An 11,649-nucleotide genomic window follows, 5' to 3' on the forward strand; every position below is an offset into this window, starting at 1 on the left:
CGACAGCGCATGACCCACCCCCCGGAGAAGTGAGGCGACTTCACCATGGACGTCATCAAGGACATCCTCACCTTCCTGGCCGACAACGTGTTCGGCCAGGTGCCCATCCTCATCGGCCTCATCACCCTCATCGGGCTGATCCTGCAGCGCAAGCGGTTCGAGGACGTCTTCGCCGGCGCGCTGCGCGCCACGATCGGCGTCGTCATCCTGTTCATCGGCGTGGAGGTGTTCACCGGCGGGCTGACCAGCTTCCAGACCGTCCTCGCCAGCGCGATGGGGACGACCCCGCCGAAGTCCGAGAACACCCTCGCCGGCTTCCTCACCGACCAGGGCGGGACGATCGCCCTGGTCATCACGGTGGCGTTCCTCGTCCACGTGCTGGTCGTGCGGCTGTTCCCGGCGGCCCGGTACCTGTACCTCACCGGGCACCTGATGTTCTGGATCAGCACGGTGACGGTCGCGTCGCTGGTGACGATCGCGCCGGGCGCCGACCAGCTCACGCTGGTGCTGTGCGGGGCCGGGTTCGTCGCCGCGTACTGGACGCTCCAGCCGCTGTGGATGCGGCCGCTGATGCGCCGCGTCATGCCGGACGACCGGTTCGGGTACGCGCACACCAGCTCGCTCGCCTGTCTGATCACCGGCTACGCCGCCCGCCCCCTGGGCAGCCGCGAGAAGCACGACACCGAGAGGCTGAAGCTGCCGCGCCAGCTGTCGTTCTTCAAGGACGTCAACGTCAGCACCGCGCTGATCATCAGCGTGATCATGCTGGTGGCGGTCGCGTTCGCCGACGACGGCGTGGTGGGCGAGGCCGCGGCGGAGATGGACGCCAAGCTGTCCCCGTGGGTGTGGGCGCTGCTGGTCGCCCTCCGGTTCGCGGGGGGCATCGCGATCCTGCTGTTCGGGGTGCGGATGTTCCTCGCCGAGATCGTCCCCGCGTTCAAGGGGTTCAGCGACCGGGTCATCCCCGGCACCCGCCCCGCGCTGGACGCGCCGACCGTCTTCCCCGTCGCGCCGACCGCCGTCATGGTCGGGTTCGTCGCGTCCACCGCGGTGTTCCTGGTCTGCCTCGGCGTGTTCGCCGGCGCGGGCTGGTTCACCCTCGCCCCGCCCATGATCATGCTGTTCTTCGTGGGCGGCGCGGCCGGGCTGTTCGGCAACGTGGTCTCGGGCTGGCGCGGCGCCGTCCTCGGCGGCGTGATCACCGGCCTGATCCTCGCGGTCGGGCAGGCCGTCACCTGGGGCCTGTACGAGACGACCGCGCCCGAGCTGGCCACCCTCGCCGATCCCGACTGGTACGCGATCGCCTGGCTGCTGGAGGCGGCCGACCCGGTCATCGGCGACAGGTCGATCTGGCTCGTGCCCGCCGTCGCGATCGCCGCGACCGTCGTGACGCTGCTGCTCCTCGGCCGCGCCGAGAAGCGCCGGGAGGCGGACGGCGGCGACACCGCTCCGGAGGGCGGCGGCAAGGCGCCCGCGAAGGCCTGACCGCGGTCATCCGACCGCGGCGACGAGAGAGAGGGACCGAGATGGCACTGGACCGGCGGCTGGAGATCCTCGCGGTCTGCGGCGTCGGCATGGGCACCAGCCTCATGCTCAAGATGACCGCCGAGGACGCGCTGCGCTCGCTCGGCGTGGACGCCCGTGTCGAGAACACCGACCTTTCGTCCGCGCGCGGGATGTCCCCCGACGTGGTGATCGGCCAGGGCATGCACACCGGCGAGATCGCCGACCTCGCGCCGGTCGTCATCACCATCAGCGACTTCATGGACAAGGACGGCCTGGAGGCACGGCTGAGGGAGCGCCTGACCGAGCAGGGCTGGCTTCCGTGAGCGTGGTGACCGCGACCGACGCGGTGCCGGCGGGCGGCTGGCGGGAGGCCGTCCGCGCGGCGGCCTCCGCGCTGGTCGGCGCCGGCGCCGCCGGGGAGGGCTACCCGGACGCGTGTGTCCGGGTGGTCGAGGAGAACGGGCCGTACATCGTGCTGACGAAGGGCCTGGCGCTCGTCCACGCCCGCCCGGAGGAGGGCGGGCTGGCCGTCGGCGTCGGCGTGACCCGGCTCGCCGCGCCCGTCGAGTTCGGCCACCCCGACAATGATCCGGTGGACCTGCTCCTCGCGTTCTGCACACCCGGCCCGGACGAGCACGTCGGCACGCTGTCCGGTCTGGCACGCGCCCTGTCGGGCGGCCTGGCGGACCGGCTCCGCGCGGCGTCCGGCGAGGACGGCCTGGCCCGCACCCTGAAGGAGGCCCTGCCCGATGCCTGACGCGGTGTCCCCCGGGGGGCGGCCACCAGACCCCCGCGGAGGGCGGTTCCCCGACCGGGTGCGGGCACTGCTGGACGGCCTCGACGCGGCCTCGGGCGAGGCGATCGGCGACACCGCCGCCCTGCTGCTGGAGTCGATCGGGTCCGATGGGATCGTGCACGTCGCCGGGGCGGGGCATTCCCTGGCGATGGTGTGCGAGACGTTCTACCGGGCCGGCGGCCTGGCCGCCGTCCGCCCGATCTGGGACCCGGGGGTGTTCCCGCTGGACGACGCCGTGCGCAGCACCCGCGTCGAGCGGCGCGGCGGGGTGGGGCGCGCCGTGGCCGCCCGGGCCGCGCCCGCCCCGCCGGACGTGGCGGTGGTGTTCTCCACCAGCGGCCGCAACCCGTATCCGGTCGAGGTCGCCGAGGAGTGCGCGGCGCGCGGCGTGCCGGTCGTCGCGGTGACCTCGGCGCGGGCGGCGGAGGGCGCCGCGGCGCGGGCCGACACGACGCTGGCCGACCACGCCGCGATCGTCCTGGACACCCGCGTCCCGCCCGGCGACGTGCTGCATCCGGCGGAGGGGCCGCGGACGGCGGCGGTCTCCACGATCCTCGCCGCGTACGCGTGGTCGCGGGTGCTGGCCGCCCTGGACGACCTCGCGGCGGCACGCGGCGTGGAACTCCCCCGCTGGACGAGCGCGAACGTCCCCGGCGGCGACGAGGTGAACCTCGCTCTGCTGGAGCGCTACCGGCACCGCGTCCCCGAGCTCACGGGCGAGTAGGAACCGGCTCTCTTCCTGCGGCGTTTCTCATATGGACCGGCCCGCCCCCTATGACATGATGCGGGCCACATCGGACCGGAACGAGGAGCGAGATGACGGCGAAACCGACCGAGGACGACCTTCTTGCCGTGTTCGGGCGCGCGGACCTCGGCGGCGACGACAGGCTCGACCTGATGGAGTTCACGCTCGTCCTGGAGGAGCTCGGGCTCTCGTGGACCCGCGCCGAGACGCAGGACAGGTTCGAGAAGGCGGACAGCAACCTCGACGGGTTCATCTCCTACGGGGAGTTCCGCGCCGTCCTGGAGTCCCAGGGCTGGGCCGAGGGCCCGCTGCCCGGCGCGCGCGCCTGACGGGCGGCGTGCGCGAGGGCCCGCCGGCCGTGCCGGCCGGGCCCCTGCGGTGTGCGGTGGCCGGGCTCAGACCTCGCGGCCGCGCAGTTCGCGGTATCTGCGGACGAGGGCGGCGGTGGACGCGTCGGGCGCCTGCGCCGGCGGCCCGCCGGAGGTGAGCGCGGGCACGAGGTCCATGGCCATGACCTTGCCGAGTTCGACGCCCCACTGGTCGAAGGAGTCGATTCCCCAGATCGTTCCCTCCACGAACACGATGTGCTCGTAGAGGGCGACCAGCGAGCCGAGGGTCTTCGGCGTCAGCTTCGGGACGAGGATCGTGCTGGTCGGGCGGTTGCCCGGCATGACCTTGTGGGGGACGACCGCCGCGGGCGTCCCGTCGGCGGCGATCTCCTCGGCGGTCTTGCCGAACGCGAGCGCCGAGGTCTGCGCGAGCAGGTTCGCGGTCAGCAGGTCGTGCATGCCCGCCGGTCCCTCGACCGCGGGATCCTCGAACGGCTCGGCGAAACCGATGAAGTCGGCCGGGACGAGCCGGGTGCCCTGGTGCAGGAGCTGGTAGAAGGCGTGCTGGCCGTTCGTGCCGGGCTCGCCCCAGAAGATCGCGCCGGTCTGCGCGACGACGGGCGCGCCGTCGGCCCGTACCGACTTGCCGTTGGACTCCATCGTGAGCTGCTGGAGGTAGGCGGGGAAGCGGGCCAGGCGCTGGCTGTAGGGCAGGACGGCCCGCGTCTGCGCGCCGAAGAAGTCGGTGTACCAGACGCCGAGCAGCCCCATCACGACGGGCATGTTCGCCTCGAACGGCGCGGCCCGGAAGTGCTCGTCGATCTCCCGGAACCCGGCGAGCATCTCGCGGAACGCCTCGCCGCCGATCGCGATCATCAGGGAGAGGCCGATGGCGCCGTCGAAGGAGTAGCGGCCGCCGACCCAGTCCCAGAAGCCGAACATGTTCGCGGTGTCGATGCCGAAGCCGGCGACGCGCTCGGCGTTGGTCGACACCGCGACGAAGTGCCGGGAGACGGCCTTGTCGTCGCCGAGCCGCTCGACGAGCCACTGCCGCGCGACCTTGGCGTTGGTGAGGGTCTCCAGCGTCCCGAACGTCTTGGAGCTGATGACGAACAGCGTCCGCTCGGGGTCGAGGCCGGCGAGCTTCCCCACGATGTCGGCCGGGTCGATGTTCGACACGAACCGGCAGGAGATGCCCGCGTCGGCGTAGTCGTGGAGGGCCTCGTAGGCCATGGCGGGGCCGAGGTCGGAGCCGCCGATGCCGATGTTGACGACGGTCGTGATGCGCTTGCCGGTGAAACCCGTCCACTCCCCCGAGCGGACGCGTCCGGCGAAACCGGCCATCTTGTCCAGGACGGCGTGCACGTCGCCCGCGACGTCCTGCCCGTCCACGGTCAGGGCCTCGCCGGGCGGAAGCCGCAGCGCGGTGTGCAGGACGGCCCGGTCCTCGCTGGCGTTGATGTGCTCCCCGGTGAACATCGCCTCGATGCGGCCGCGCAGCCCGGCCCGCTCGGCGAGCGCCACCAGGAGCCTCATCGTCTCGCCGGTGACGCGGTGCTTGGAGTAGTCCAGGTGGAGGTCCCCCGCGGTGACGGTCATGCGGCCGGCGCGCCCCGGATCGTCCGCGAAGAGCTCGCGCAGATGCCGCCCCGCGATCTCCGCCTGGTGCCCGGTCAGCGCGGACCACTCGGGCGACTCGGTGATATCAGCCATTGCCTCTCTCATCTCCTCGCGGGGCGGGTCATCTCCTCGCGGGGCGGGACGGGCACCGGTGTCCCCCGGGCGCCGCGCCGTCCCCCACGGCGATCATAGGTCGACCGCGCGTGACCGTATCAGGCTCTCCCCGGCCACGCGGCCGGACCGCACTTCCGGGGCGCGGGGGCCGCCCGCCGCCGGGAGGCGGGCCCGCCGGTAGGGTCGCGGCCACGGCGCCGGGTGCAGGAGGCGCCCTGATGAGCGAGGTTCCCGGATGAGCGAGGCCCCCTTGGAACTCACGCGGATGTTCGACCTGACGCCGCTCGGCGAGGACGCGTTCCTCGCCACCTCCCCGTCGGTGGGACGGCCGCGGCTGTTCGGCGGGCAGGTCGCCGGGCAGAGCCTGCGCGCCGCGTGCCTGACGGCCGGCGGGCGCCCGCCGCACTCGCTGCACGCCTACTTCATCCGCCCGGGGACACCGGACGAGCCGCTGACCTTCGACGTGTCCCGCACCCGGGACGGGCGGTCGTTCTCCACCCGGCACGTCACCGCGAGCCAGGGCGGGAAGCCGATCCTGGAGCTGATCGCCTCCTTCCACGACCGGGAGGACGGGTTCGACTGGCAGGCCGCCCCGCCGTCCGGCACGCCGGGGCCCGAAGGGCTGCCGGGGCTCGCGCTTCCGTCGTTCTTCAAGCACCCCATGGGGTTCGACATCCGCGTGGTGGACCCGCCCGGCGAGGGCGAGTGGCCGATCGCGCACCCGTTCTGGATCCGGGCGTCCGCGCCGGTCGGCGACGATCCGGCGCTGCACGCGTGCCTGGCCGCCTACCTGTCGGACATGGGGGTGGTCAGCAGCGCCCGCGCGCCGGGCTCGCCGAGAAGGCTGGTCACGGCGGTCACGCTGGACCACGCGATGTGGTTCCACCGGCCGCCGCGCGTCGACCAGTGGCTGCTCTACTCGGTGGACCCGGTGACGAACCACGGCGCCCGCGGCCTGGCGCGCGGAACGCTCCACACGGCGGACGGGACGCTGCTGGCCTCGGTCGCGCAGGAGGCGCTGCTGCGTCCCGCGTCCTGACCGCGGCTCAGGCGTCGGCGGCGGCCAGGGCGGGGACGGGCTGCGGTGCGGTGGCCCGGGACGGGGCCGCCACGGCTGTGCGCCCCCTGCGGACCCGGGCCGGCCCGTACGCGGCGGCGACGGCGGCGGTGAGGCAGGCGGCGATCGGCAGCATCGCGGCGCCGAACAGCAGCAGGCTCGGCGCGGTGCCGCTGAGCGTCTGCCCGGTCGCGCAGACCGCCGCGGTGATCAGCAGCAGCCGGAGCGGGAGCCGGGCGCGGGACGCCGCGTAGACGCCGCCGAGGACGGTCCCGACGGCGAACGCCACCGACAGCGCGCCGTAGCCGGCGGCGCCGGCGTCCAGGGGGCCCTGGCTCATCGCCGCCATGGTGACCTGGTAGTCGCGGCCGAGGCTGCCGAGCATGAACGCCAGCCCGAACATGATCAGGAGCCGGGGGGAGGCGAGCACGTACCGGAAGCCGGCCACGATCCCGCGCTCCCCTGCGCGGACGGGCCTAGGCTCGCCTTCGGCCCCCCCGGTCCCGGGCGGGCGAGGTACTCGTGCATGGGAATGGAGTCCGGGTGGGCGAGCGGGCGTTCTGGGTGGGCACCTACACCGGCGGGGCCGGCGGCGGCGCGGGCGTGTACAGGACGGAGCGGCGCGCCGACGGCACCCTCGCGGAGCCGGTGCTCGCGGCCGAGGCAGTGTCCCCGTCCTACCTGGCCGCGCACCCCACCGGGAGCGTCCTCTACGCGGTGCGGGAGGACGACGAGGGCGGAGTCCTCGCCTACGCGGTGACCGGCGGGCGGCTGCGGGAGATCGGAAGGCGCGCGGCGGGGGCGCTGCCCTGCCACCTGTCGGTGGCGCCGGGGGGCGGGCACCTGGTCGTCGCCGACTACGGGTCAGGGACGGTCAGGGCCGTCCCGCTGGCCCCGGACGGCGGGTTCGCCGGAGACCCGGACGTCGCCGGGGGGCACGGGAGCGGGCCGCGGGCCGACCGCCAGGAGGGTCCGCACGCCCACGCGAGCGCCCACGCCCCGGACGGGACCGTCCTGACGGCCGACCTGGGCGCCGACCTCATCCGCGCGTTCCGCATCGAACGCGGTGCGCTGCGGCTCGCCGGGGAGACGCCCCTCCCGGCCGGGTGCGGGCCGCGGCACCTGGTCGTCCACCCGGGCGGGCACGTGCACGTGGTGACCGAGCTGGCCGCGACCGTGATCGTCCTGCGGCCGCTGGACGGCTACGCCGGCCTGGAGATCGTGGCGGAGTCGCCCGCGACGGCGGATCCGGCGGGCGGCCCGGCGCAGTGCGCGGCGATCAAGCTCGGTCCCGGCGCCCGGTACGTGTACACCTCCACGCGCGGCGCCGACGTGGTGACGGCCCACCGGGTGCTGGACGGCGGCGCGGCGCTCAGGCCGGTCGCCGACGTCCCGTCCGGCGGGAACTGGCCCCGTGACCTGCACGTGGACGGCGAATGGATGCACGTCGCCAACGAGCGCAGTGACACGATCGCGACGTTCCGGATCGGGCCGGACGGCGTTCCCGTCCCGGCGGGAGCACCGCTGCGCGTGCCGTCACCGGTGTGCGTGATCCCCGCCTGACGGGCGCCACCGGGGAGCATCCCGGCATGAAGCGCTCCGGTCACGGGCGCGAGCCGGCCGTGTCAGTCGTGCTTGGGCCGCTTGGACACCAGCGTCAGGACGTCGTACTTGGCCACCGAGGCCCCTTCCTGGTTGGTGACGTCGGTGTCCCAGCGGACCTCGCCGTAGCCGGCGCCCTCCCGCGGTGAGATCTGCTTGGCGGTGAGCGTGACGGTCAGCTCGTCGCCGGGCTTGACCGGGGTCAGGAACCGCAGGTTCTCCAGCCCGTAGTTCGCCAGGACGGGCCCCGGGTCGGGCTCGACGAACAGGCCCGCCGCGAACGACACGACGAGGTAGCCGTGCGCGACCCTGCCGCCGAAGAACGGGTTGGCCTTCGCGGCCTCCTCGTCCATGTGGGCGTAGAAGGTGTCGCCGGTGAACTCGGCGAAGTGCTCCACGTCGGCGAGGGTGACGACGCGGGGGCCGCCGACGGCGGTGTCGCCGACGCGCAGGTCCTCCAGGTGCTTGCGGAACGGGTGCTCGCCGGTGACCGTCCGGCCGGTGCCGGGGACCCACCGCCCGGTGATCGACGTGAGCATCGCCGGTCCGGCCTGCACGGCGGTACGGCGCATATGGTGGACGACCCCGCGGATCCCGCCCATCTCCTCGCCGCCGCCGGCGCGCCCGGGGCCGCCGTGGACGAGCGCGGGCAGCGGCGAGCCGTGCCCGGTCGACTCCCCGGCGTCCTCCGAGTTCAGCACCAGCAGGCGGCCGTGCCACGGCGCGGTGCCGAGCACGACGTCCCGGGCGAAGCCGGCGTCGCCGGTCACGATCGACCCGGCGAGGCTGCCGCGGCCGCGCACGGCCAGCTCGACCGCCTGCCCGGCGCCGTCGTAGGGCAGCAGCGTGCTGACCGGCCCGAACGCCTCGACCTCGTGCGGCTCGGCGCGGGCGGTGTCGTCGGCGCGCAGCAGGATCGGCGACATGAACGCGCCGCGTTCGGCGTCGGCGCCGCGCACGTCCACCCGTCCGGGGTCGCCGAAGACGAGGTGCCCGGCGTCCAGCAGCGGCTTCAGCGAGCGCCGCACCTCCTCGCGCTGGTCGAGCCCCGCCAGCGCGCCCATCCGCACGTCCGGGTCGGCGGGGTTCCCGACCGTGACCTTGGACAGCCGGTCGCGGACGGCCTCGGCGACGTCGTCGATGAGGGCGGCGGGGACCAGCGCGCGGCGGATCGCGGTGCACTTCTGTCCCGCCTTGACGGTCATCTCCGCGGCGAGCTGCTTGACGTACAGGTCGAACTCCGCCGTCCCGGGGGCGGCGTCCGGCCCGAGGATCGAGCAGTTCAGCGAGTCGGCCTCGGCGTTGAACCGGACCGCGTTCCGCACGATCGCGGGGTGGGTGCGCAGCAGCCGGGCCGTGGACGCCGAACCGGTGAACCCGACGATGTCCTGCTCGGTGAGGTGGTCGAGCAGGTCACCGGGGTCGCCGCAGATCATCTGCACGGTGCCCTCCGGGAGGATGCCGGACTCGACGATCAGCTCGACGAGCCGGGCCGTCAGGTAGGCGGTCTGGCTCGCGGGCTTGATCAGGCTCGGCACCCCGGCGAGGAACGCGGGCGCGAGCTTCTCCAGCGGCCCCCACACCGGGAAGTTGAACGCGTTGATCTGCACCGCGACGCCGTGCGACGGGGTGCACAGGTGCTGCCCGACGAACGTGCCGCCCTTCCCGAGGGGCTCGACGTCCCCCTCGATCAGCACCGTGTCGTTCGGCAGCTCGCGCTTGCCCTTGCTCGCATAGCCGAACAGGACCCCGATGCCGCCGTCGATGTCGAACTTCGAATCGCCCAGCGTCGCGCCCGTGCGCGCCGACAGCGCGTACAGCTCCTCGCGATGCTCCCGCAGGTGGGAGCCGAGCGCCTTCAGCAGGGCGGCGCGCTGGTGGAACGTCAGCTCCCTCAGCACCGGGCCGCCGGCCGTCCTCCCGTACCGCAGGGCGGCGCCCTTGTCGATCCCCGCCGAGGAGATCCGGGCGACCTCCTCCCCCGTGACGGCGTCGCGCAGCGGCGCCCCCACGTCCTCCGGAGCACGCCAAGAACCCGACACATAACTGCGCAGCACGACCACCGGGACCTCCTTGTCCGTTATCTCTGAGTCTTCCTGCCACCCATGAGCCCGGTTCACGCATCGCAGAGATGACAGCCGGGACGCGGTCCGTTCGTGTACTCGTTCCAGCGCGGGATCAGAGGGACAGATCTTGTGGATTTGTTCCTCTGGTGCATACGCTGCCGGTCATGGTCACGCGCACCAGGATGATCTCCGCCGAGCTGAACGGGCTGCGGGCCGCCGTCCGCGCCGGGATGATCGGCCCGATGCCCCCGAGGGCCCTCGCCGCGGCGGCGCGGGCCCTGCGGTGGTACGGGCCGCTCGGCGCCGCGACGGCGCTGCCCGCGCACCGGTTCCCCGGCCGCACCGGGCTCGCCGACGATCGCGGGACCCTCACGTTCGGCGAGCTGGACCGCCGCTGCAACGCCCTCGCGAACGCCCTGCGGTCGCGCGGCGTCGGCGTCGGCGACACCGTGGGAATCCTGTGCCGCAACCACCGCGGCCTGCTGGAGGCGATGTCGGGGGCGGCGAAGACGGGCGCGTCCGTCCTGTTCCTCAACACCGACTTCGCCGCGCCCCAGCTCCGCGACGCCGTGGACCGCGAGGGCGTCACCGTCCTGGTGCACGACGACGAGTTCGCCGCCGCCGCGGACGGCCTCGACCTGCCGCGCCTCACCGAGTCCGATCTCGACGACCTCATCGCCGGCGCGGACGGCGCGCCGCCGCCCGCCCCGTCCGGGCACGGGTCCATGGTGATCCTCACCAGCGGCACGTCCGGGCGGCCGAAGGGCGCGCCGAGGCCGCAGTCCCGGTCGCTGGCGCTGCCGGGCGGCATCCTGTCGAAGGTGCCGTTCCGGGGCGGGGAGGCCATGTTCGTCGGCCCGCCGCTGTTCCACGGACTCGGCCTCACCTCCGCCGTTCTCGCGCTGGGGCTCGGGTCGACGCTCGTCCTGCGCCGCCGTTTCGACGCGGAACGGGTCCTCGACGACCTGGAGGCGCATCGCTGCACGTCGCTCGTCGCCGTCCCGGTGATGCTGAGCCGCATCCTCGCCGTCCCCGGGGTGCGGACGCGCGACCTGTCCCGCCTCAGGGTGGTCATGACGGGCGGGGCACGGCTGGACGCCGGGCTCGGGGGCCGCGCGCTGGCGGCGTTCGGGCCGTCCCTCTACAACTTCTACGGCTCGACCGAAGCGTCCTGCATCACGATCGCCACGCCGGACGAGCTGGCCGCCGCGCCCGGCTGCGTCGGCCGCCCGCCCGCCGGCACCACCGTCGCGATCCTCGGCGACGACGACCGGCCCGTGCCGCCGGGCACCATCGGGCGGATCTTCGTCGACACCCCGGCCCGGTTCGGCGGCTACACCGGCGGGGGCGGCAAGGACGAGGTCGGCGGCCTGATGGCGGTCGGCGACCTCGGCCACCTGGACGGCGGCGGCCGGCTGCACGTCGACGGCCGCGCCGACGACATGATCGTGTCCGGTGGCGAGAACGTCCACCCCGGCGAGGTCGAGGACCTTCTCGCCGCCCATCCCGGCATCGGGGAGGCCGCCGTCGTCGGCGTCCCGGACGAGGAGTTCGGGCAGCGGCTGCGCGCCTACGTGGTCGCCGCCGGCCTCACCCGGGACGACGTCAGGGGCCACGTCGCCGCGAACCTCGCCCGCCACAAGGTCCCCCGGGACGTGGTCTTCCTGGACGCGCTGCCCCGCAACCCGGCCGGCAAGGTCCTCAAGCACGCCCTGCCGGACGCCGCCGGGCCACCTCCGGGGTGATCGCCCGCACGACGCCGCGTCCGTAGCGTCATGGTCGTCGACGATGAGGGGAATCCCGATGACCACGAC

At 74.1% G+C, this 11,649-nt stretch carries 11 protein-coding genes; 8 read left to right on the forward strand and 3 right to left on the reverse strand.

Annotated features, from left to right (window positions below; all coding sequences use genetic code 11):
* Positions 1 to 45 precede the first annotated feature (45 nt).
* The 5 genes from ACGFIS_RS25545 to ACGFIS_RS25565 all read left to right on the forward strand — a co-directional run bounded on the left by ACGFIS_RS25545 (position 46) and on the right by ACGFIS_RS25565 (position 3,376).
* Entirely contained in the window at positions 46 to 1,485 is a 1,440-nt protein-coding gene (locus ACGFIS_RS25545; RefSeq protein WP_392906642.1) for a PTS ascorbate transporter subunit IIC, read from the forward strand.
* A gap of 41 nt (positions 1,486 to 1,526) precedes the next feature.
* Complete coding sequence (locus ACGFIS_RS25550; protein ID WP_392906644.1) at positions 1,527 to 1,829, forward strand: PTS sugar transporter subunit IIB; 303 nt, start codon at positions 1,527 to 1,529, stop codon at positions 1,827 to 1,829.
* Positions 1,826 to 2,263, forward strand: coding sequence for a PTS sugar transporter subunit IIA (locus ACGFIS_RS25555; protein WP_392972796.1), 438 nt, complete (start codon positions 1,826 to 1,828; stop codon positions 2,261 to 2,263). Before ACGFIS_RS25550 ends, ACGFIS_RS25555 begins: the two co-directional genes overlap by 4 nt.
* Positions 2,256 to 3,026, forward strand: coding sequence for a sugar isomerase domain-containing protein (locus ACGFIS_RS25560; protein ID WP_392906648.1), 771 nt, complete (start codon positions 2,256 to 2,258; stop codon positions 3,024 to 3,026). Before ACGFIS_RS25555 ends, ACGFIS_RS25560 begins: the two co-directional genes overlap by 8 nt.
* Positions 3,027 to 3,118: 92 nt before the next feature.
* Complete coding sequence (locus ACGFIS_RS25565) at positions 3,119 to 3,376, forward strand: EF-hand domain-containing protein (RefSeq protein WP_392906650.1); 258 nt, start codon at positions 3,119 to 3,121, stop codon at positions 3,374 to 3,376.
* A gap of 66 nt (positions 3,377 to 3,442) precedes the next feature.
* Here ACGFIS_RS25565 and pgi read toward each other — a convergent pair whose 3' ends face one another.
* On the reverse strand, positions 3,443 to 5,089 hold the full coding sequence (pgi, locus tag ACGFIS_RS25570) for a glucose-6-phosphate isomerase (RefSeq protein ID WP_392906652.1): 1,647 nt from the start codon (positions 5,087 to 5,089) through the stop codon (positions 3,443 to 3,445).
* Between the two features lie 256 nt (positions 5,090 to 5,345).
* Here pgi and ACGFIS_RS25575 point away from each other — a divergent pair, with 256 nt between their 5' ends.
* On the forward strand, positions 5,346 to 6,149 hold the full coding sequence (locus ACGFIS_RS25575; RefSeq protein WP_392906653.1) for an acyl-CoA thioesterase: 804 nt from the start codon (positions 5,346 to 5,348) through the stop codon (positions 6,147 to 6,149).
* Between the two features lie 7 nt (positions 6,150 to 6,156).
* Here ACGFIS_RS25575 and ACGFIS_RS25580 read toward each other — a convergent pair whose 3' ends face one another.
* On the reverse strand, positions 6,157 to 6,615 hold the full coding sequence (locus ACGFIS_RS25580; RefSeq protein ID WP_392972798.1) for a hypothetical protein: 459 nt from the start codon (positions 6,613 to 6,615) through the stop codon (positions 6,157 to 6,159).
* Positions 6,616 to 6,710: 95 nt separating this feature from the next.
* On the opposite strand from ACGFIS_RS25580, the gene ACGFIS_RS25585 reads away from it, so the two are divergent.
* Entirely contained in the window at positions 6,711 to 7,730 is a 1,020-nt protein-coding gene (locus tag ACGFIS_RS25585; RefSeq protein ID WP_392906657.1) for a lactonase family protein, read from the forward strand.
* Positions 7,731 to 7,792: 62 nt separating this feature from the next.
* Here ACGFIS_RS25585 and paaZ read toward each other — a convergent pair whose 3' ends face one another.
* The gene (gene paaZ, locus ACGFIS_RS25590) at positions 7,793 to 9,832 is read right to left on the reverse strand and encodes a phenylacetic acid degradation bifunctional protein PaaZ (protein WP_392906659.1); all 2,040 of its coding nucleotides are present in this window, start codon (positions 9,830 to 9,832) and stop codon (positions 7,793 to 7,795) included.
* Positions 9,833 to 9,999: 167 nt separating this feature from the next.
* On the opposite strand from paaZ, the gene ACGFIS_RS25595 reads away from it, so the two are divergent.
* On the forward strand, positions 10,000 to 11,580 hold the full coding sequence (locus ACGFIS_RS25595) for an AMP-binding protein (RefSeq protein WP_392972800.1): 1,581 nt from the start codon (positions 10,000 to 10,002) through the stop codon (positions 11,578 to 11,580).
* Positions 11,581 to 11,649 lie beyond the last annotated feature (69 nt).

Source organism: Spirillospora sp. NPDC048824 (assembly GCF_043198455.1).
Lineage (GTDB): Bacteria > Actinomycetota > Actinomycetes > Streptosporangiales > Streptosporangiaceae > Spirillospora.

Coding starts and splice junctions, on each gene's coding strand:
- ACGFIS_RS25545 (WP_392906642.1), top strand. CDS start 46: ATGGACGTCATCAAGGACATCCTCACCTTCCTGGCCGACAACGTGTTC.
- ACGFIS_RS25550 (WP_392906644.1), top strand. CDS start 1,527: ATGGCACTGGACCGGCGGCTGGAGATCCTCGCGGTCTGCGGCGTCGGC.
- ACGFIS_RS25560 (WP_392906648.1), top strand. CDS start 2,256: ATGCCTGACGCGGTGTCCCCCGGGGGGCGGCCACCAGACCCCCGCGGA.
- ACGFIS_RS25565 (WP_392906650.1), top strand. CDS start 3,119: ATGACGGCGAAACCGACCGAGGACGACCTTCTTGCCGTGTTCGGGCGC.
- pgi (WP_392906652.1), bottom strand. CDS start 5,089: ATGGCTGATATCACCGAGTCGCCCGAGTGGTCCGCGCTGACCGGGCAC.
- ACGFIS_RS25575 (WP_392906653.1), top strand. CDS start 5,346: ATGAGCGAGGCCCCCTTGGAACTCACGCGGATGTTCGACCTGACGCCG.
- ACGFIS_RS25595 (WP_392972800.1), top strand. CDS start 10,000: ATGGTCACGCGCACCAGGATGATCTCCGCCGAGCTGAACGGGCTGCGG.